At 68.1% G+C, this 19,409-nt stretch carries 24 protein-coding genes and 1 tRNA gene; 9 read left to right on the forward strand and 16 right to left on the reverse strand.

Annotated features, from left to right (window positions below):
• Positions 1-11 precede the first annotated feature (11 nt).
• From ACZ7L0_RS24600 to ACZ7L0_RS24610, 3 genes are all read left to right on the forward strand, one after another.
• Positions 12-614, forward strand: coding sequence for a GNAT family N-acetyltransferase (locus ACZ7L0_RS24600; protein WP_471244691.1), 603 nt, complete (start codon positions 12-14; stop codon positions 612-614).
• A 145-nt stretch (positions 615-759) separates the two neighbouring features.
• The gene (sepX, locus tag ACZ7L0_RS24605; protein ID WP_471244692.1) at positions 760-1,953 is read left to right on the forward strand and encodes a divisome protein SepX/GlpR; all 1,194 of its coding nucleotides are present in this window, start codon (positions 760-762) and stop codon (positions 1,951-1,953) included.
• 93 nt (positions 1,954-2,046) lie between these two features.
• Positions 2,047-2,120, forward strand: a tRNA-Ala gene (locus ACZ7L0_RS24610).
• Between the two features lie 72 nt (positions 2,121-2,192).
• On the opposite strand, the gene ACZ7L0_RS24615 is transcribed toward ACZ7L0_RS24610, so the two are convergent.
• From ACZ7L0_RS24615 to ACZ7L0_RS24670, 12 genes are all read right to left on the reverse strand, one after another.
• A complete protein-coding gene (locus tag ACZ7L0_RS24615; RefSeq protein ID WP_471244693.1) occupies positions 2,193-3,425 on the reverse strand; it encodes a site-specific integrase in 1,233 nt (410 codons plus the stop codon).
• Entirely contained in the window at positions 3,413-3,622 is a 210-nt protein-coding gene (locus ACZ7L0_RS24620) for a helix-turn-helix domain-containing protein (RefSeq protein WP_392117380.1), read from the reverse strand. The genes ACZ7L0_RS24615 and ACZ7L0_RS24620 overlap by 13 nt, the downstream gene beginning before the upstream one ends.
• Positions 3,619-5,010: a replication initiator protein RepSA gene (gene repSA, locus ACZ7L0_RS24625; protein ID WP_471244694.1), complete on the reverse strand. Its 1,392-nt coding sequence runs from the start codon at positions 5,008-5,010 to the stop codon at positions 3,619-3,621. The genes ACZ7L0_RS24620 and repSA overlap by 4 nt, the downstream gene beginning before the upstream one ends.
• Positions 5,007-5,210: a hypothetical protein gene (locus ACZ7L0_RS24630; RefSeq protein WP_471244695.1), complete on the reverse strand. Its 204-nt coding sequence runs from the start codon at positions 5,208-5,210 to the stop codon at positions 5,007-5,009. The genes repSA and ACZ7L0_RS24630 overlap by 4 nt, the downstream gene beginning before the upstream one ends.
• An 89-nt stretch (positions 5,211-5,299) precedes the next feature.
• Positions 5,300-5,617 carry a SpdD-like protein gene (locus ACZ7L0_RS24635; protein WP_471244696.1) on the reverse strand — a complete coding sequence of 106 codons (318 nt, stop codon included), beginning with the start codon at positions 5,615-5,617 and terminating at the stop codon, positions 5,300-5,302.
• 12 nt (positions 5,618-5,629) lie between these two features.
• Positions 5,630-5,785, reverse strand: a complete 156-nt coding sequence (locus tag ACZ7L0_RS24640) for a hypothetical protein (RefSeq protein WP_007382116.1) — start codon at positions 5,783-5,785, stop codon at positions 5,630-5,632.
• Positions 5,786-5,807: 22 nt separating this feature from the next.
• Entirely contained in the window at positions 5,808-6,002 is a 195-nt protein-coding gene (locus ACZ7L0_RS24645; protein WP_471244697.1) for a mobile element transfer protein, read from the reverse strand.
• A 19-nt stretch (positions 6,003-6,021) separates the two neighbouring features.
• A complete protein-coding gene (locus ACZ7L0_RS24650) occupies positions 6,022-6,690 on the reverse strand; it encodes a DUF2637 domain-containing protein (RefSeq protein ID WP_471244698.1) in 669 nt (222 codons plus the stop codon).
• 72 nt (positions 6,691-6,762) lie between these two features.
• Positions 6,763-6,957: a hypothetical protein gene (locus ACZ7L0_RS24655; protein ID WP_471244869.1), complete on the reverse strand. Its 195-nt coding sequence runs from the start codon at positions 6,955-6,957 to the stop codon at positions 6,763-6,765.
• Positions 6,954-7,172 (reverse strand): hypothetical protein, encoded by a 219-nt coding sequence (locus ACZ7L0_RS24660; protein WP_471244699.1) that lies wholly within the window; start codon positions 7,170-7,172, stop codon positions 6,954-6,956. Before ACZ7L0_RS24660 ends, ACZ7L0_RS24655 begins: the two co-directional genes overlap by 4 nt.
• A gap of 80 nt (positions 7,173-7,252) precedes the next feature.
• Positions 7,253-8,596, reverse strand: coding sequence for an FtsK/SpoIIIE domain-containing protein (locus tag ACZ7L0_RS24665; protein ID WP_471244700.1), 1,344 nt, complete (start codon positions 8,594-8,596; stop codon positions 7,253-7,255).
• A gap of 2 nt (positions 8,597-8,598) precedes the next feature.
• A complete protein-coding gene (locus tag ACZ7L0_RS24670) occupies positions 8,599-8,955 on the reverse strand; it encodes an SCO3933 family regulatory protein (protein WP_471244701.1) in 357 nt (118 codons plus the stop codon).
• Between the two features lie 346 nt (positions 8,956-9,301).
• Here ACZ7L0_RS24670 and ACZ7L0_RS24675 point away from each other — a divergent pair, with 346 nt between their 5' ends.
• Positions 9,302-10,435 (forward strand): helix-turn-helix domain-containing protein, encoded by a 1,134-nt coding sequence (locus tag ACZ7L0_RS24675; protein WP_471244702.1) that lies wholly within the window; start codon positions 9,302-9,304, stop codon positions 10,433-10,435.
• Here the strand turns inward: ACZ7L0_RS24675 and ACZ7L0_RS24680 are convergent.
• Both ACZ7L0_RS24680 and ACZ7L0_RS24685 read right to left on the reverse strand, forming a co-directional pair.
• Positions 10,419-11,213, reverse strand: a complete 795-nt coding sequence (locus ACZ7L0_RS24680) for an NUDIX domain-containing protein (RefSeq protein WP_471244703.1) — start codon at positions 11,211-11,213, stop codon at positions 10,419-10,421. The genes ACZ7L0_RS24675 and ACZ7L0_RS24680 overlap by 17 nt on opposite strands.
• A 1,034-nt stretch (positions 11,214-12,247) precedes the next feature.
• Positions 12,248-12,967, reverse strand: a complete 720-nt coding sequence (locus ACZ7L0_RS24685) for a type II toxin-antitoxin system Phd/YefM family antitoxin (RefSeq protein WP_471244704.1) — start codon at positions 12,965-12,967, stop codon at positions 12,248-12,250.
• 1,515 nt (positions 12,968-14,482) lie between these two features.
• Here ACZ7L0_RS24685 and ACZ7L0_RS24690 point away from each other — a divergent pair.
• From ACZ7L0_RS24690 to ACZ7L0_RS24705, 4 genes are all read left to right on the forward strand, one after another.
• Positions 14,483-14,749 carry a hypothetical protein gene (locus tag ACZ7L0_RS24690; RefSeq protein WP_471244705.1) on the forward strand — a complete coding sequence of 89 codons (267 nt, stop codon included), beginning with the start codon at positions 14,483-14,485 and terminating at the stop codon, positions 14,747-14,749.
• Between the two features lie 265 nt (positions 14,750-15,014).
• Positions 15,015-15,329 (forward strand): hypothetical protein, encoded by a 315-nt coding sequence (locus ACZ7L0_RS24695; protein ID WP_471244706.1) that lies wholly within the window; start codon positions 15,015-15,017, stop codon positions 15,327-15,329.
• A 96-nt stretch (positions 15,330-15,425) separates the two neighbouring features.
• On the forward strand, positions 15,426-16,673 hold the full coding sequence (locus ACZ7L0_RS24700; RefSeq protein WP_471244707.1) for a hypothetical protein: 1,248 nt from the start codon (positions 15,426-15,428) through the stop codon (positions 16,671-16,673).
• 74 nt (positions 16,674-16,747) lie between these two features.
• Positions 16,748-17,020, forward strand: coding sequence for a hypothetical protein (locus ACZ7L0_RS24705; protein ID WP_471244708.1), 273 nt, complete (start codon positions 16,748-16,750; stop codon positions 17,018-17,020).
• Positions 17,021-17,315: 295 nt separating this feature from the next.
• Here the strand turns inward: ACZ7L0_RS24705 and ACZ7L0_RS24710 are convergent, their stop codons facing one another.
• On the reverse strand, positions 17,316-17,840 hold the full coding sequence (locus tag ACZ7L0_RS24710) for a GNAT family N-acetyltransferase (protein WP_471244709.1): 525 nt from the start codon (positions 17,838-17,840) through the stop codon (positions 17,316-17,318).
• Between the two features lie 77 nt (positions 17,841-17,917).
• On the opposite strand from ACZ7L0_RS24710, the gene ACZ7L0_RS24715 reads away from it, so the two are divergent.
• Entirely contained in the window at positions 17,918-18,721 is an 804-nt protein-coding gene (locus ACZ7L0_RS24715) for an exodeoxyribonuclease III (protein WP_471244710.1), read from the forward strand.
• Here the strand turns inward: ACZ7L0_RS24715 and ACZ7L0_RS24720 are convergent.
• Positions 18,709-19,338 carry a MerR family transcriptional regulator gene (locus ACZ7L0_RS24720; RefSeq protein WP_471244857.1) on the reverse strand — a complete coding sequence of 210 codons (630 nt, stop codon included), beginning with the start codon at positions 19,336-19,338 and terminating at the stop codon, positions 18,709-18,711. The genes ACZ7L0_RS24715 and ACZ7L0_RS24720 overlap by 13 nt on opposite strands.
• Positions 19,339-19,409: the final 71 nt, after the last annotated feature.

A 19,409-nucleotide genomic window follows, 5' to 3' on the forward strand; every position in this document is an offset into this window, starting at 1 on the left:
CCTGGCCCGCCGTGCTGAGGGACGGCGACATCGTCCTGAGGCCGATAAGGATGCGCGACCAGCGGGCGTGGCGCGAGGTGAACCGGCGCAACCGTGACTGGCTGCGCCCCTGGGAGGCGACCATTCCGCCGCCCACGCCCACCGGGCCGGTCACGCACCGGCCGACCTACCGGCAGATGGTGCGGCACCTCAGGTCGGAGGCGAACGCGGGCCGGATGCTGCCGTTCGTCATCGAGTACCAGGGGCACCTGGTAGGGCAGTTGACGGTCGCCGGGATCACCTGGGGCTCGATGTGCTCGGGGCACGTGGGCTACTGGGTGGACGAGGCGGTGGCCGGGCGCGGGGTGATGCCCACGGCCGTGGCGCTCGTCGTGGACCACTGTTTCCGCACCGTCGGACTGCACCGCATCGAGGTCTGCATTCGCCCCGAGAACGGGCCCAGTCGGCGGGTCGTGGAGAAACTCGGATTCCGCGAGGAGGGGCTCAGACCGCGTTATCTCCACATCGACGGAGCCTGGCGCGACCACCTCGTGTACGCGCTCACCGCGGAAGAGGTGCCGGAAGGGCTGCTCGCGCGCTGGAGGCGCGCACGCTCGCGGAACGCCTCCAATTGAGCAAGCCCGCTAACTCGAATAAGCGTTCGAAATTGATCGGCTGATCGCATCGGCCGCAAAAAAAGCTGGAAATATCAGCCAGATCGTGCGACACACCGGCCCAATTGGCGGATGGCCTCGCGCAAACCCCTCTACCGTGTGAGGCGTGAGCAGCAGCGGCCTCATCTACGCAGTCATTGTCGGGGCCTGGGCCGCCTACTTGGTGCCGATGTGGCTCCGTAGGCAGGACGAGCTTAATGAGGCCCGTCCGACGGAACGCTTCAGCACCGCCATCCGGCTGCTGTCCGGAAGGGCGGGCATGGAGCGCCGATACGCCAGGGACCTGCGGGCGCGCTCCGCCCAAGAGGGGGAGCCGGACGACGCCCCGGACGCCGTCACCGATTCGGTGGACGTCCGGGCCTTCGCCATTCCTCCGACCCGTCGGCAGGTACGGGCGGAGACCGAGCCGGAGGCTTCCGGAAGCCCGGAACCGATGCGCGACCACACCGTCACGCCTCCGCCCAAGTCCGCCCCGGCGCCCGCGTCCGACCCCAAGCGGGTACCCGTCCCGCGGCGCGCCCCCTCGACCGAGGCGGCCGCGGCACGCGCCCAGCGCTCCAAGGTGCTCGCCCGCCGGCGGCGTACCACGGTGATGCTCTTCCTCGCCTTCACGCTCGGCGCGATCGTCGCCGCCGTCGGCGGCCTGGCTTTCCTGTGGGCGCCCGGCGTCCCCGCCGTACTGCTCAGCGCGTACATCGTCTACCTGCGCGCCCAGGAACGCCGCCGCTTCGCCTACCAGATGGACCGGCGCCGGGCCGAGGCCGCGGCGCAGCGGCTGCGCGAGCGCCAGCCGCGCCGGCGCGCACCCCTGGACGGCGGCACCGGCTCCCCGGAGCCGGACGAGAGCCCCGAGGCGGAGACCGACCCCGGGCTGTCCGCGCTCGCCGCGGACCGCCGCGCCCTCGTCGAGCAGACCGACCACGCCGAGTGGGTCGACCAGCAGCGCGAGCGCCGGCGCCGGCCCGGGCACGGCGACAGCTGGGACCCGGTGCCCGTGCCGCTGCCGACGTACGTGACCGCACCGGTCGCACCCCGGGCCACCTCCGACGTCGACCTGGGCGCGCCCGACGCCTGGAGTTCGGCGCGGTCCAGCGCGGTCGTGCCGGAGCAGGAGGCGAAGGCTGCCGAACCCGCGCCGGAGGCGGACGAGCCGGAGGGCGCCGACGAGGACCGGCCGACCGCGGACGGGCGCAGCGACGCCCGGCGGGCCGCCTCCGCCCGACGCGCCCGCGAGCGCGGACGCACCCCGCTCTTCGACCAGTACGAGGACGGCGACCGGCCGCGCGCGGCCAACGAGTGACGGCCGCCACACCCGCGGAAGCCCGCCTCTGACCAGTCAGGGAACGGATTTCCAAGCACCCCGATGGGGATGCTAAAGTTTCACTCGTTGCAAGGGCCTGTGGCGCAGTCCGGTAGCGCACCTCGTTCGCATCGAGGGGGCCAGGGGTTCAAATCCCCTCAGGTCCACGCAGCTCAAAGCCCCTACTGGTGATCATCAGTAGGGGCTTTGGCATGCCGTACAGCAGCGAAGTACAGCAACTACTTCCGATCTTGCTTCCCAAGGTGCTTGCCGAGCTTCCGCAGCGCGCGACGCGTCGACTCGGACGGGACGTGCGTGTACACCTCCATCGTCACCGCGATCTTGCTGTGCCGGAGGATCTGCATCGCGACGCGAGGATGCACGTCGAGAGCGGCGAGCAGCGAGCCGCACGTGTGCCGGGTGTCGTGCAGACGGATGCGTCGGACGCCCGCCTTGGCCGACCGAGCGACGAAGAGCCGGTTGAAGTTGCGCGGCTCATACGGGGTGCCGTAGCGGGTCGTGAACACGAAGTCGGAGTCCGTCCACAGCTCACCGGCCGCCCGCTTCGCCAACTCCCTCTCCTCCAGGCGGAGTTGTAGAGCAGCGATGCAGATCTGAGGCAGCGGCAGCGTGGCCGTAGACGCCTCGGTCTTGGTCTCGTCATGGACCAGGCGCCGGTTGATCCGCTGAAGCTGCATCTGCACAGTGATCTCCCCGGCATCCAGATTCACGTTCTCCCAGGTGAGGCCCAGCACCTCGCCGCGCCGGAAGCCAAGAACCAGGATGAGGACGTACGCCGCGTACAGCGGGTCATGGGCCGCACTGGCCGCTTCGAGGAACTGCCGCGCTTCTTCCACGGACCACGGGTGCCGCTTCTTCTTCCGCGCCGACCGGACCTTGACGAGAGCCGCCACGTTCTTCGAGATCAGCTCTTCCGTCATGGCGTTGGTCAGGGCCGACCGCAGGACCGCGCGAGCGTCCTGGACGGTTCGGCGGGAGGGGATGCGCTCGCAACAGTCGCCAGCGGCGCAGCAACGCGGAGTATCCCGCTTCGCGTCCAGGCCCTGGGCACAGCACTGGCACTGTTCCAAGAGGGTGTTCACCCAGCTCCGTACATCGCGCACGGTGAGCTTGTCGAGCCGCTTCGAGCCCAACGCCGGCACGATGTAGAGCCGGACATGCATGGCGTACGTCTCGGCTGTCTTGGGCTTCAGATCAGGCTCTACGACCTCCCTCAGCCACCGCGCGAGGTACTGCGCGAGGGTCGGTGTAGAGGTGACCACCGGTCCCTTCTTCGCCTCAGCGTGCAGTTCGATCCACTTGTTGTGGACCTCGTCGCGGGTCTTGCCGTAGACGTACTTCCGCTTGCGGTTGCCCTCAGGGGTGGTCACCCAGGCGTAGGCCGCGAAGCCGTTCTTGTACGGGTAGATCGAGCCTTCACCGTTGCCCCGCTTGCCGCTCACGCTGACCACGCCGCTTCGGCTTCCTGGGCCCGGCGCTCGACGTACTCGTCAACGTAACGGGGGAGGATGCGGCGGTTGCGGCCGTCCTTGATCGAGCGGATCTCCCCGGTCAGGACCAGCATCTTGGTCTTGGAGAGGCCGTAGCCGAGCATCGCGGCGACCTCTGCTGTGGTGTACCACTTCCTCTCGATCACGGTGGTTGTCATGCGGCCGCTCCTTCCAGGGCGCGGTGGTCTTGTAGGGCTTCGCGGGCGGTTTCGCGGTTGAGTTGGAGGTCGCGGGCGATCGATGCCGCGAGTGCGGATTCGCCGGGGGTGTGGCCGTGTCCGACGTATTGCCAGTCGGCGAGCACGAGCACAGTGTCGGGGGCGGTGTCGTCGAGGCCGCGGGCTTGGCGTTCTTGGGCGGCGCGGTAGTCGGCGCGGGTCTGGCGCAGAGCGCCGAGGGTGGTGGAGTAGCGGCGGGACTTGGAGCTGAAGTGGCCGCGGAAGCCGAGCATGTGGGCCCAGTCGCGCAGCTTGCGGTCCGGATAGAAGGCGTGCAAGTCCAGGCAGGCTTCTATCAGCCGCCGGGGGTGGTCGGGAACGCCCAGGAGTTCCAGGACTTCCTTGTTGCCGACGCGCCGGTCCACCGTGCCCGTCGTTTCGGCGGCTTTGGTGGCGTACTTGGCGACGTAGGAGGCGACGGCCTGTTCGGTCAGCTCGGAGCCATCCCCAAAGGCTTTGACGGGGCGCACGTCGAGCTGTCGACCCCACTGGAAAGTGCGGGCAGGCTGGTCGCCGGAGGCGGGCACGCTCACCGTCGTGTAGGAGTGCCGGACGGCAGCTCGGACCGAGTCGGTGAGCAGGCCGACCGAGGCCCACGCGGGCGGTGGGGAGTCGGGTCCTTCGGGTCCGTCGAGGCGGATCACCGCGTGGAAGTGGACGGCACCGCGCTTCTGGAACTCGGCGACCTTGCCGTAGGAGACCCGGCAGACCTCCGCGAGTTCGCGTTGCGTGAGCCCGGCCCGGCGTGCGATCTCGCGGCGCAGCCGGTTGGCGAAGCGCATCCACAGCTCGCTCGCGTGATTGTTGAAGAGGACCGCGCCCGCGTAGTCGTAGGTCGCCGGGTCCAGGGCCGTACCGAGCGCGGCATCGTCGGCACTGTGGCGGGTGCCACAGGCACAGACACCTGCCTTGGGCCGGTTGTGGACTGGGCCGAATGAGGGCGCGGTGAGGGTGGCGAAGACGCGGGGGTGATTGCGGACCGAGCCGGGGATGTCGCGGCGGTCGTCGCCGACGAGTCCGGCGCGGATCAGGTGGTAGGTGTCTCCGGCGTACGTCCAGGCGCACGCGGGGCAGCTGGAGGCACGCCGGTTGCCGCACGCGATGCGGAGCCGTCCGCCCGGCTCGTTTGCGGTGGTGTAGCGGTGCAGGAGTTCGCCGGTCGTCTTGTCCTTGTGCAGGACCCAACCGGTCAGGTGGATCGGGTCGGAGCAGCCGCCCGTACGGCGGATCTGGTCTTGCCAGCGGTCGAAGCCCGGTGACCCGGCCACCCTGAGTGTGTCGGCGAGGGTGGCCGGGTCCAGGCCCGCGAAGGTCGCGGTGTCGCTCATGCGCGGCCCCCGGCGAGCTGGGCGGCGGCGGGGAGCGGGGTGGTGCCGTGGCCGTGGCAGGCCGGGCAGTCGACGGTGATCGTGCACAGGTGACCACGGTGGTCACGGCCGAGGCCGGAGGATACGGCCACGGTGGCGAAGCCGTGGCAGTTCGGGCAGATGCGCGCCGCGGTGTGCGGGGCCGGGGTGTGGCCGGTCATGATGGAGGTTCCTTCCGGATCTTTGGTTCGGAGTGGGACGGCGCCCGGAGCGGACGAAGTTTGGCGACAGAGGCCGCTCCGGGGGCCGGTCAGCGTCGGGTGTCGGTGCTGAGGATCGAGCGGATGACCAGGGCGCAGATGGCGAGCGAGGCGCCCGTGATGGCGACGGCGAGCAGCATGGAGACCAGGACGGTGCCGACGACGAGGACGACCGCGGTCCCCATTCCGGCGACGGCGACGACCGTGCCGGGGGTGAGCTGGACCGTGGGCCGGGAGGGTGCCGGAGCCGGGGCCATCGGCGCGGGCGGGGTCGGAGCGCCGGGGGTGATGCTGGTCGGCTGGATGACGGCGGGCGGGGTGCTGAGCCCGGTGGGGGTCGGGTTGACGGGGATCTTGGGTCGGATCATGGCGGGGTCTCCTTACTTGGTTGCGGTGTCGATGGCGGGGGCGAGGAAGCTGTCGGCGAGGAGGTAGCCGCCGATCAGCAGGACGATCACGAGCCACCAGGGCGGGCGGACGAGCTTGACGCCGACCAGGCCCAGGCAGGCGATGAAGAACCACAGCGGAACGGACATGAGCTGATCTCCCTTCGGTGGGTCAGCGGACGGGGCAGCGGTGGCCGCGGGCGGCGACCATGGCGGCCTCGTAGGACTCGTAGGCGGACGACCATCCGCAGTCCTCGGCTTCGCAGGCGGCGACGTACTTCATCTCGCCGGTGCGTCGGTCGGGTCCGCCGCCGATCGCGGTGGTGCCCACGCGGTGCATCTCGCTCCAGATCTGGTACAGGCCCATGGGTGAAGTTCCTTTCTCCTCAGGTGAGTTGGGCGGCGATGGCGTCGGCCATGGGGGCGGGGACGCCGAGGCGGGCACGCAGGGTGTCGGTGTCGATCGGCGATCCGGTCCGGGCGTGGTGGTCGTCGGCGACCTTCCGGGCGTGTGCCACTAGAGCGGCAGGGACCGGCACGGTCAGAGCAGGCTCCGCGGCGGCGGGCAGGGCCGGGATTTCCTCGTTCGCGGCGAGGGGAGCAGGCGGCGCGGCGGGGTCGGAGACCGGCTCGGGGGCAGGTGCGGGGGCCGGGGCTGCGGGCGCCGGCGGAACCGGCACCCGGTCCCCGGCCGTGGTCGGCGAGTGGGCCAGGAGCGTGCCGCCGAGGAAGGCGAGCGCGGGCCATCCGGCGACGCCGAGCCGGAGCAGAGCGGGCGGCTGGTCGAGGTCGAGGAATCCGGCCGTGGCGACGTTGGCGCCGAGCGAGGCGATGAGGGCGACGAGGAACCAGCACCAGGCCAGGCGGGACGGGCCGTCCGAGCGGAGCCGACGCCAGGCGGCCACCAGCAGCAGGTCAACGCTGATCGGGTAGGCCCAGGCTTTCCAGCCGGATTGCCCGGCCGCGGCGGCGAGGTCGTGCAGGTGGGCGAAGGACAGGGCTCCGGCGATCACGGCCTGAATCAGGACGGCATCGGGGCGGATCGAGCGGGTCATGTCTTCACCTCCTTCAGGGTGTTGGGCCCGGGCGGGGCGGGGATCCAGTCCGGCCGTCCCGCCCGGGAGGGTTCAGTCGGTGGCTTCGCCGGAGCCGAGGCAGGCCAGGCACAGGCCGGTCTGCTGGCCGACCGGGCGTTGCCTGCGGCCGACGCGGACCGTGCGGGAGACCTCGCCGGTTCCCTTGCAGGTCGGGCACTTCACCGGCTCCGGCTTCGGGGCGGTGCTCATGCGGCGGCGGGTGGTCCGCTTCTTCGCGGCGGTCACGGGGTCCACCCCTCGCCGGGGTACTCCGGGCCGTCGGTGGGGTCGTAGCCGGGCGGGAACAGGCCGGGCGGCGGCTCCGGCAGCGACGCGGCGAGCGAGGGGCCGACGGTCTCGATGAACACGTGGTCGGCGTTGGGGCCGAGGGTGTCGGCGTACAGGGCCAGGGCGCCCAGCAGGATCACGGTGCGGTGGAAGTCCTCGCAGTTCTCACACATGGGAGGCGTTCCTCCTTCAGGCATGGGACGGGTAGGGACCCGGCGCGAAGGCGGTCGCGCCGACCGTGGAACAGGGGGAGTCAGGCGGCTTCGATCACCGCGGGCGCCTCAACCGGCGCGAGGTCATCCAGTGGACGGAAGCGGGCCAACTCCGGCTGGACCGGGGCCAGGTGAGCGTGCTTGTTGCAGGCGGCCACGGCTTGGCGCATGGTCGTGTGCGGGGTGCGGATGCGGACCCATTCGCCGGTCGAGTAGCCGACCACGGCCATACCGCGCCGGTCGTTGGGGATCTGTGTGGCGGCGAACACCGCGTGCGGGGAGATGTCCCCGAACGCCATCTTCGCGGTCGATTCGTCGTTGACGCGGTGCACCATCCGGCCCGTGAGCTGGGCGCGGAGCATGGTGATGCCGTCGCCGAGTTCGGAGCCGAAGCGCTGGCCGTAGATGTCCAGGAAGATCCCGGCTGCGCGGCCGAGCTGGGCGAGGCGGACCAGGGCCTTGACGATGCGGTCGCGGCGCGGGTCGTTCTTCTTCGTGCTCAGCGCGAGTTCGGCGATTTCGTCGATGGTGACCACGATTGGCACCGGCTGCAGCTCCGAGGGGAGGTCCCAGATGTTCGCGGCGATCTCCGCATCCGGGGTGTCCGCGCTGATCCTCTGTGTGCGGCGGATCGTGTCGTAGGTGATCTCCATGCGGGCCACGAGGGCTTCCAGGAGTTCCATGGCGTCGTCGGGGTTGTCGGCGATCGCGGAGAAGCGGCGGGCGAAGGGCCCGAGTTCGACGCCCTTCTTGCAGTCGATCCCGACCAGTGCGACCGGCTGAGAGGCGAGCTCTTTGATCACGGTGCGTTGGGTGACCGACTTCCCGGACTGCGTCACGCCGACCGTGATCGCGTGCGGGACCTCGCGGTAGTTGCGGTAGTGCACCGAGCCGTCTTCGACCAGGGCGAGCGGGATCTTCAACAGGCTCCGGTCGGTGTCGGCGGGCATCTGTACCCGCTTGAGGACGTCGTAGCCGGTCAGGGCGATCTCGATGACGCCGGGTTTGATCTCGCGGGAGGTGACCTGATGGACGGCGAAGGAGTGGCGCAGCCGGTCGGAGGCGGCGGCGAACTCGAACGCGTCCTGTCCGGGCCACAGCCGGATCCGCAGCCGGAGGCCGGTCCGGGTCGGGCGGATCCACAGCAGACGCGGCACCCGCTGCTGCGGGACCGGCTTCTTCATCCACCGGGCCAGCGCCCGGCGCATCCGCGAGGCGGGCACGGTCAGGCGGCAGGCTTCCATGACGGCCGCGTAGCGGAACAGCACCCGCAGGATCGCGAGGGTGACGCCGAAGCTCAGCCAGTACCAGACCGGGCGGCGCCACTTCAGCAGCAGCGCCACACCGGCCAGGACCGCGAGCGCGACCCCTATCCACGTCGTCATGCTCAGGCCGCCTTCGGCTTCGACGCGGCAGCGGCGAGCGAGGTGATCGCGACCGCACGGAAGCTGATGCCGTGCCGCTTCTGGCCGTTGAACTCGTTCTCCCACGGCCGCGCCACCAGGCCAGTGATCGCGATCGGTGTGCCCATGGCCAGGTCACCGGAGATGTCCGGCTCGGTCACCGTCACCGTGACGACCTCCGCGTTGCCATTCATCACGAACAGCACGTCGACCGTCACGAGGGTGTGACCGGTGTCGATGTCGGTAGCGATCACGCCGTTGCGCTTGTCACGCATCTTGGTCTGCGGGGGCTGAGCGACCATCAAGGTCGCGCCGTTCGTGTCGACGGGAATCTGACGCATGATTGAACTTCCCTTCAGAGGGGCGGGAGCGGCGTACTTGCTTGGCGGTGGGTCGCCGCTCCTGTGCGGATGTTGGGCCCGGCCACCTAGGCTCGGGCGTTGCGTTCCCAACTGGTGCGCACCAGTAGGTTGCATCTGGTGCGCACCAGATGTCAAGCGGTGTCGCGCTTCGGCTTGCTCAACTCGCTTTGCTGCGACACTTCTAGGGAACCGCGCAGCCCAACGCCGCGGTAGCCAACAAGGGTTCACGGCAGCACAGTTAAGGCGCCTGTTAACCCCTCCCGACCTGCGTCGATGTGAGGCATGCTGGTGTTAGGGATCAGGAATCACATGCAGGGCGGTGCACGTGAGTAGCGGACTCCGAACGGTGCGGAATGCGCGTGAGTGGTCACAAGAGCGCTTAGTCCACGAGATCGAGAAGTACGCACGCCAGCACATGCTCTCCGTTGCTTCGACGGCGAGTTTGCGCGTCTACGTCTCGGAGTGGGAGAACGGCAAGAGGCCGATCAGCGAGCGCTACGCCAAGATCCTTAGGGCTCTACTCGGCGCCACGGACGACGAGTTGCACGGCAGGCACGTGGCCCCAACTGCGGCCATCGAAGCCGACGGATACGACGAGCTAGTGAACCGGATAGATGCGGCACGAGGTGTCAGTCTGACCATGGTCAAGACGTTCATGGATCAGACAGAGCTGTTGCGGACCGTCGATCGCCAGATGGGAGCCGCGAGCCTCATCGACCAGATGACCGGCCACCTGTCCACGCTGGAAGATGCCCTAACTTTCGCGGTGCTCCCCGAGACCCGACGCCCCGTCGCTCTTGCTCTTGCCGGAGCCGCAACGCTCGCAGCATGGCAAGCACTTGACGTTGGTGCCGTTGAACGAGCGTGGCGTCACTACGAGTTGGGCAAGCGGGCAGCCAAGGAGGCCGACGAGCCGATGTACCTCGCCCACGCGATGGCAGAGCAGGCGTATGTGCTTTGCGACGCTGGTCGGCCTGAGGTCGCAGTGCAGCTCGTTCGTGACGCTCAACGCGAGGGCGGCAAGATGATGTCGCCCCGGCTCCAAGCATGGCTATACGCCGCTGAGGCGGAGATCTGTGCCAAGGCCGGGATGCCTGAAGAGTGCCGGCGGGCGCTCGACAACGCCATGAACTTGCTCCCGCCCGGCGAAGAAGCTCGGGACCCGGACATGTTGAGCATCTTCCTGAATCAAGGCCACCTAGCCAGGTGGCACGGCAACGTGCTCGCCTTGCTTGGGGACGACAATGCCGTCAGTAGCCTGTACGTCGCACTGGACTCCGCAGACCCGACTTTCGTCCGGGCCACAGCCGGATTGCGGTGCGATCTTGCGCAAGCTCACCTCGCGCGCGGCGAGTGCGACCAGGCGCACACGCACCTTCGCGAGGCCCGGTTGTTGGCTAGCCGAACCGGCTCGGTGCGTCATCGGCGGCGCATCGAACAGCTCACACAGCGGTTGTAGGCGACGCCCCTGCCGTGCGTGATGCGAGTACGTGAAGAAGGGCAACGAGGGTTCCTGATCCCAGCAGTTCGCCTCGCTCCATCAGGCCGGGGATGTCGGCGAGCGGGACCCAGGCCACGTGGCCGGACTCTTCAACATCGGTCGGATCACCGATGTGTTTGGCGCCGCGGCCTACGTAGATCTCATGCGGGGAGTCGACCATGCCCACCATGGGCTGGTAGGTGACCACATGCTCTAGCGAGTCGGGTCGCCACCCGGTTTCCTCTTCGACCTCTCGAAGCGCAGCCTGGGCGGGATCTTCCCCCTCGTCCACGATGCCACCAGGAAGCTCCCAGCCGAAGGAGTCGGCGACGAAGCGGTAGCGCCAGAGCATGAGCACGCGCTCTTGGTCATCGAGGACGGCAGCGATAGCGACGTGATGCAGCCGCACGACGTGATGCTCGAATCGCTCGACACCCGGAGGCTCTACGTCGACGAGGCTCAGCTTCACCCAGCGGTTGTCGTACACGGTCCGCTCGCCGTGGATCTGCCACGGCTCCAGGTCGCCGGGCACTTCAGTGATCGCTGATCGGTTGGGAACGCGGTAAGAGCTACGCCCGTGTACCTCGATAACGCGCTCGTTGACGAGCTTGGCGAGTACCTGCCGGAGTGCCGTACGGCCGATGTCCAACTCTTCAGTGAGGGTCCGCTCTGACGGGAGCTTGGAGCCTGGCGAGTACTTGCCTGCCGCGATCCACTCGCGAATCGTGCGGTAGACCCGCTCGGACTTTGGTCCCATCCCCTGAGCACGCTCCCGTCGGTTATGTCGGCCGACACAAGCGTAGCCGTGTAGCTACGCGCACGAGTAGGCCTGTTAGCTACGACGCGTAGATCACCAGCCCTCTGCCGCCGGGATGCGGTGGGAGTTTCCCTACTTCATCAAGGCTCGCTGCGCTCGCTCGTCCGGCGGCCGACGGCGCTTGCCAATCATCGCCAACCCGACCGCCGCATACTTCGCCCAGACCCATAACGGACGCGTCGGCCCGCACGCCACCGCCACCACGATCCGGCCTCAGGAATGGAAAAGATCAACAGCCGCTTGACCCCAACGCCCACGTCTCACAGGCCACACACGCACCCCTTTCCACCCAGTTGCCCACAAGGGGTCGAACCAGGTCCGAGGGCCGCGCCAAGCGCGGCGGCGCCGGTCGGTCGCCGCCGCGCCGCCTCCATGTCTCCGCCACCGGCCGCACGTCGCCGCCCGCCCGTCGCCGCACGCAGCGGCCAAATCCAACACGGGCACGGGGGCGACGTTGACCTTAACGGTGCAGGTCAAAGAGGCTTTGTGTTACCGAAAGAGGCCGGATCGTGGTGGCGGCGGCATGCGGGCCAACGCTACGTGATGCGCGGGCGTTCGAACGGCCCGCTGATCCCGCTACCGGGCCACGGCCGGACGGCGGACGCGGCCATGACGTGGAGAGAAACCCGCGGTGGCTGGGGCGGTCGGCTCCGCGACTTTAGCCAGCCACTTTGGCGCGAGCCTCGAAGATCATGGCCCCAACGTCGTGCTTTAACGGGCAGGTCCACAGACTGCCCGACGCGCCGCAAGCTTACGGGGCCATGATCACTCGCGCCAAAGCAGCTCCCGGCCAAAGTCGCTACGCCGACCTTCGTGGCCTGGTGGACGCATCAGCATGGATCAATCGACTGCCCGGCGGCACGTCTGAGAATTGGCCTTTCACTGCTTCTGGTACTGATCACGCCCAGAGGCCTTTAACTCGCCCATCGTGACTCCGTCGAGCCCGTGGAAAATATGCCCTTTATTGCCATTGGCTAAATTATATTGCTTCGCAGGGCCTCGTCTGAGAGGTACATCAGGTGCTCGGCGTAGCCGTCACCGTAAGCGTAATTCAAAAATGCTGCGAAGTAGTACGTAGCGTACACCCATGTCATTAATTCATCGATACTGATTGGGATGTTTAGCGAATTTCGCCATTCCGCTGGGTTTTTCCCCAGTTGCAAGGCCCAAAGGGCGCCCGCGATAATGGGTAGCGAGCTGCCATCGAATAGATATCCGTCATCTTTCGCGGCTAAAACTCTCGGGATGATCAAGTCCGTTAGAGAGATGCGATCCCTTGACTCTGCATCCTCGTTGCCGTCCTCCTTCAGGATTATGATGCTCCCGTCGTCCGACTTTCCGATAAAGGGGTGATACAGGAACATCATGAGGAGCGCTAGCTCGCCGACTAGTTCGCCCTTGCGCTCGTGAAACACTTCAGACAGGTCGGGGGTGAGCTCGGCGCTATCCACCAACATGCTCTCGATTAGTCGGATGGACGTCGTGGTGTCCCTCGGATACTGAACTGGCCTTCCCGAGACGACTGTAGGTTGCTCGAAAGAAGGTGCTACCAGCGAGGCGGCGCGGCGGCCGTGTCGCGTCAGGTGCACGACAATGCCATCCCGTTCGACCTTATTGATCAGCTCACTAAGACTCGCTCGCGCCTCGCGAATCCCGATTTCAAGATCAGAAGTTTCCTCGGAGAGTTCGCCCACGCGGGCATTTTAGCGCCTGAAGCACGAGCGGGGAATGGGTCGAGTGTACTTGTGTGTACACAAGGTGTACACGTGTGTACACACAAATCTTTGCCTCTCTGGAAGTAGTTCGGCAGCCTGTGAGTCCAGGGCCAAAGTGGTCCGCGCGTCTGGGTTTGTCCACTCAAATGAGGTGCCGAGTTCTGCCAGGGAGGCGGGAGAATGTGGGAGCGTGAAGAAGGTTCCGCGATGTGGTGGTGGAGGTGTATTTGCCGTGCAATTCCATTGCCTTTGGCGATTGCTCAGGGTGTACTAACTTGGCGTCACCCCGGCACCGGGCAAGCGATTTCGGCAAGCCTCGAATTCTATCTTGCGCTGGTAAACGCAGCTGGGTGCTGGCGGCCCGAGTGCCGCAATAGGCAGAAGCCCGAGGGGCTATCCGAGCAGTGAGCTAGACGAGGATCCCCGTGCAGGTGGCCCGGGGCTTGCAGTACAGCAGCGAAGTACAGCAACCCCACCGGCCGGCTCCAACCGTCCACGCTTCTGGCGGCCCATCTGACCAGCTCGGTAGACCTCAACGACCGCCCCGCCCGTAGTTCGCATCGAGGGGGCCAGGGGTTCAAATCCCCTCAGGTCCACGCAGCATCACTTTCCGGGACACACCGGAAGTGGTCCCGAGATCCCGGTCAGACGGTCACCGTCTGACCGGGATCTCGTCGTTTCGGTGCAATGTCGCGGGACGATGCAGCGGAGCAGCTCGTGCCCCGACCGGCCTGTCGCAGTGAACGGAAAGACCGGACGGCGGCGGGAGCGGACTGCCGGGCATCTGGGACGGTCTGCTGAGTCTGCCGCCCGAGCGGGAGAGCCGGCGGGTCACGCCGCAGGCCGGCGCACTGCTCGAGAGCTGATGAAGCGCATCGGGGTCAGCCATTCGACGGCTCATCTTCGTTTTGGTGACGACTGGCGGTCACAGCCGCGCGCCCTGGACGCGGGCCCTTGTTGGGAGGAGGTGGACCGGGCGGCCCGCCGCGAGTACCAGGTGCTGTCAGGGCATCAATCACCGCGGCATCGTGCAGGCGGTGCAGATACGTGAGCACGTCAGCGGCCCGGCGATCCTGTTCCGGCACCGCGCCTCGGACCTGCGGCTCGACGCCTACCTCGACGCGTACAGTGGCCGGCTCACTCCTGAGGTCCGTCTGGACCTGGTACGCCAGCTCGCCGAGGCGGTGCGCTACGCCCACAACCGCCGGAGAGCGACGAGAAGGTCGTGCGGCACGAGCCGCCCCTGCTGCTGCGGAACGTCGCAGAGGCCCAGGAGAAGCTCTTCGCGGAGATCGCCGACCCGTTCATGGGCGGCAACTACCGCAAGGGCAGGCCCTGTACATGGCTGCCGAACCACCTCATGGATGGCAGGGGCCAGATCAGCCCCCGCAGTTTCCTCCAAGCCTTGGCCGCGGCGGCTGACGCCACGCGCACGGGCAAAACCCCTCCCACAGCCGCGCGCTGCACCACGAGACGAGCGAGGACACGCCCTGGGTGAAGCTGGCGATAGAGCCGTTCGCGGGCTGCCAGGTCCCCATCCCCGAGGCGACGGTGCTCGGCCTGTGGAAGGACGGGGACCTGCCGGCCGCACTGGCCGAGCCCTCCCTCGTCCGCACCGGCCCCCGCCGCCCGGACGACCTGCCCCGGCTGGTCACCGAGCCGATCGAGCTGGGCGTGATGACGGAGCGTCGCAGCGACGGCATGCGGGGCGCAGCGGTCACGACTTCTTCCGCGGGTGGTGACCGAACTATGCCCACGTGAGCGGGCGGCCAGGGTGTCGGTTCGACTTTGATCATCCTTGGTCTGTTCATGGCAGACTTGGGGGTGGCAAGAACGTCTGTGTTCAGGCGGTGCGGCAGTCGGACGGGGGGCGGACACGGTGTCGTGGGAAGAGGAATGGGCCCAGCTCAAGACGGATGCTCTTGTCCGGCAACAGCAGTCGGCGCATATGCAGCTGAACCAGCTGCCGGCTGACGGAAGCGCTGGTTCCGCCGCCGGTGCCGGCGGTCACGGAGACGGGTTCTCGGTGAGCGCGGACTCCATCGACGGCAGCTCGCATCTGCTGCTGGAGATCGCCGGAGTCCTGTACGAGGGGCGGATGGACGGCGAGAACGCGACCATGTGCCGCGCTCCCAGGTCCCACCCCGACGTCGCCTCGGGCGTCGAGACGTTCGCCCGGTTCGCCAAGGACCAGTACACCGACGCGGTCGTACTGCTGGCGGCGTTGTCCAGCACGCTGAAGTCCTCGGGCAACGCGTACACGGAGTACGACGACGCGGTCCGTCGGCAGCTGCACTCCGTTCTGGTGTCGGGGCGTTACACCGAAGCCGGAGACCGGTGATCCGCTGTGGCCTACCGCGAGGATGTCGAGTTCCTGGAAGATGCGAACCCTGCGCTCATCGGGCGGAGTGCCGCGGAGTTCACACGTCTGCACAAGTTGATCGACACCACTGACGACGCCTTCCGCAAGGCGGGCAAAGTGGACTGGCAAAGTGAGGCGCGCGACCTGTACGCGAAGCGGCTGAGTGAGGCGAGGGACCTCACCGATGCCCTGTCGGTCGCCTTTCGCGAAGTGGCAGACGCCCTCACGTCCTACGCCGAGGCGGTCACCACGGCCAAGAGTCACTACAAGAGCGGCAAACACGCCGAGACAAAACTGTCGGAGGTGATGTCGAAGGAGGCCACCGCCATCACGCCGACCGCGCGCGCCGCGGAGCCCCTGCGGCAGTGGGAGGACCTGCGAGCCACCACCGGCGTACTCGACTGGTTCGCGGAGGTGGGCGTCGACGTCGACTCGATCCGCGAGGACGCCGAGCGTTACTACAACCAGACGAAGGATCACTACGGAGATGCCCTGCGCGTGGAGTCCGAGGCGCGTGAGACGTGCGTCGCCGACGTCAAGGCGGCCTACCGGTCGCTGCCGGACTTCAAGAGTCCCATCGCCGATCCCGGGCAGTTCCTGAAGAACCTGGGGCCGCTTCAGGCCGAGGCGAGGCAGGCGAGCGACAACCCCTACGCCCAGCTTCCGGGCGCGGGCCCGAAGGTGGACTCGATTCCCACCATGGGTGGGAACGTCGTGGCCAACGAGATCCTTTCGAGGATCGAGACCCGTATCGACGGCCTGCCCGGGGCCCGGGGAAACAACTACTGGATGTGGTCCAACTCGGACGACAGCCGCCGGGATTACATCTCCGCCAACAAGGAGCTCATCAGGGCCGCCGCGCAGGACGCCGGCCTGCCGCCCGAGATGGTCGCCGGCATCGCCTGGCAGGAGGTGGAGGGCGACCCCGGCTGGCTCGACGACGCGGCCTACGAGGGGCGGAAGATCCTGCCCGGCCAGGAGGATCCCGACGAGACTTCGATGGGCCCGCTGTCCATCCAGGTCCGCCGCGCTGCCGAGGTGCTCGGCTATGACTCGAACCACCTCACCGACATGCAGAGGGACGTGGTCGTGGACGCGATCAAGGACCCGTCGAAGAACATCTTCATCGCCTCGGAGTACCTGGCCCAGCTGAAGGCGGAGAGCGGTTTCGCGGACGTTCCCCCGGACCAGATGACCCGCGAGCAGATGCAGGAACTGGCCGCCCGCTACAACGGCGGTCCCTACTACGAGGACCCGAACGCCCAGGCCTACGGCCGAGGCTTCGACCGGAAGCTGAACGACGCGAAGGAGGCGCTGGGGTGAGCCCAGGAACGGGGCCGGCAACCGACGTACGAGAGCGCCGACAGCCGAGAACCTCCGGCTGCCTCGGTGCAGGCTTGTGCGCCGTCGTTCTGGCCCTGGGGGCCCTGGTGACGGGCTACGTGGTGCTCACGGCCTACATGGTCGAGCCGGACGGCCCCTGGGACCACCAGGCGGTCACCAACTCCGGTGTCGCGGCCGGCGTCGGACTGGCCTTCTCCGCGGTGATGACGCTGCTGACGTGGGTGTTCGTGAAAGCCGAGTGGCTCCGCAGATGGTGGTACGCCATCCCGGCCGGGCTCGCCATCGCCGCACTGCTCAGGCTGACCCTGCTCGCACCCCAGCTCTGACCGCCCTCAGGCAAGAGAGGGATCAGCGGAATGCGCGCCGAGTCCACCGAGACGGCTCGCACCGCCGTCCGGCTGGTGCTGGATGCAGTCGCCGCTGCCCGGGGTTCTGTTGCTGTTCGTCACGGCCCTCTTCTCGATCGTCGTAGCCATGGCGGTAGGCATCCTCGAATTGCTCAGCGGAGCCGACCTGCCGGAGGCCGTTATGGCGGGTGGTGCGGCGTTCGGTGCGTCGATGGGTCTCTGTCCAGGCGCTGTCGCCACGGTGGGGGAAACGCGGAAGCCCGGAAAGCCGCCTTCAGGTCCCGGACCGCGCAGAGCTCGATCGTGGTGGCTCACGATCCGCGTTGAGCGGCTTCGCGAAGCAGCGGCTGTCCTCGTAGTGGCGGTAGTACCCGAACTTGACGCACGGTTCGTAGCCGCTGGAGGTGTACAGGGCGATGGCCTCCGGCTGCTTGTTGCCGGTCTCCAGGACCATGCGGACGCGGCCGGCCGTACGGGCGTCGTCCTCCAGGGCGGCCAGCATGCGGCGGGCGAGGCCCCGGCCGCGCATCTCCTCGATGACGAACATGCGCTTGAGCTCGGCGTCGCCGTCCTCGTGGCCCTCGCCGTTCGCGTCCTGGCTGCGCCAGCCACCGGTGGCGACGGGGCGGCCGGTCGCGTCGTACGCGATCAGGTACACGCCCCTCGGCGGCTCGAAGTCCGACGCGTCGAGGGGCGTGGCGTCACCGCCGTCGCCGTAGCGCAGGTGGTACTCGGCCTGGACCTCGTCGTTCAGCTTCACGGCGTCGGGGTGGTCGAAGAGGACGCGGCGTATATTCATTCTGGGCATCGTACATTCATGCATAGTCGGAGGCTGTCGAAAGCAGGGCCCGTCCAGTGTGCCGGTATCGTGCCCTGGTGCTGACTGTTACCTCGGTGAACGTTAACGGGCTGCGGGCCGCCGCGAAGAAGGGCTTCGTGGAGTGGCTCGCGGACACCTCGGCGGATGTGGTGGGGCTGCAGGAGGTGCGCGCCGAGCCGCAGCAACTGCCCGAGGGCGTACGGCGGCCCGACGGCTGGCACGTCGTACACGCCCCCGCCGCCGCCAAGGGCCGCGCGGGCGTATCCCTCTACACCCGGCGCGAACCCGACCGCGTCCGGATCGGGTTCGGCTCGGCCGAGTTCGACACCGGCGGCCGGTACGTCGAGGCCGACCTGCCCGGTGTCACGGTCGCCTCCCTCTACCTCCCCTCCGGCGAGGTCGGCACCGAACGGCAGGACGAGAAGGTCCGCTTCATGGCCGAGTTCCTCGGCTACCTCAAGGGCCTGCGCGAGCGCGCCGCCGCCGACGGTCGCGAGGTGCTCGTCGTCGGCGACTGGAACATCGCCCACCAGCAGGCCGACCTGAAGAACTGGCGCGCCAACACCAAGAACTCGGGCTTCCTGCCGGAGGAGAGGGAGTGGCTGAGCCGGGTCTTCGACACGGCCGACGGCGGCTACGTCGACGTCGTGCGGGGGCTGCACCCGGATGTGGCCGGGCCGTACACGTGGTGGTCGTACCGGGGGCGGGCCTTCGACAACGACTCGGGCTGGCGCATCGACCTCCACGCCGCGACGCCCGGGCTCGCGGGCAGGGCCGTCAAGGGCTTCGTGGAGCGGGCGGCCACGCATGACGAGCGGTGGTCCGACCATGCGCCGGTGACGGTGGTCTACGACCTGTAGTCCCGCTTCCGCAACCGCCGGTCCAGGGCCAGTGACACCTCCGCCTCCACCACGCTGCGGGCCAGCGGGCGCAGGCGCTGGAGGTTTTCCTCGGGGCCGTGGCGGAGGATGACGTCGGTGAAGAGTTCGGCGAGGGCGTCGGCGTGCTCGCGGACGCGTTTGCCGGTGGCCAGGACTTCGGCGAGGGGGATGCCCTCGCGGACGAGCGCGGAGGAGACGTCGAGCAGGCGGCGGCTGATGTGGACTATCTCGTCGCCGTCGGTGCCGAGGTAGCCCAGTTCCATGGCGGCGGCGAGGTTCTCCGGGGTGACCTCGCCCTCGAAGCGGGCGGCGAGTTCCTCGGGGGTGAGGCGGACGGGCTCCTCCTCGGTGGGGGCGCCGACGCCGAGCAGGTCGGCGACGTCGCGGCCCTGGTCGAGGGCCTCGGCGAGTTCCGCGATGCCGCTCAGGGTGTGCCCGCGCTCCAGCAGCGCCGAGATCGTGCGCAGGCGGGCCAGGTGGTGGTCGTCGTACCAGGCGATGCGGCCCTCGCGGCGGGGCGGCGGGATCAGCTTGCGCTCGCGGTAGAAGCGCAGCGTGCGCACTGTGATTCCGGCCAGCCGGGCCAGCTCCTCCATGCGGTACTCACGCTTCTCTGCCACGCCCGCACCCTATGTCGTACCCGGGGTAAGTTTCCTCGCCCGGCCCC

The organism is Streptomyces sp. NPDC039424 (genome assembly GCF_055639495.1).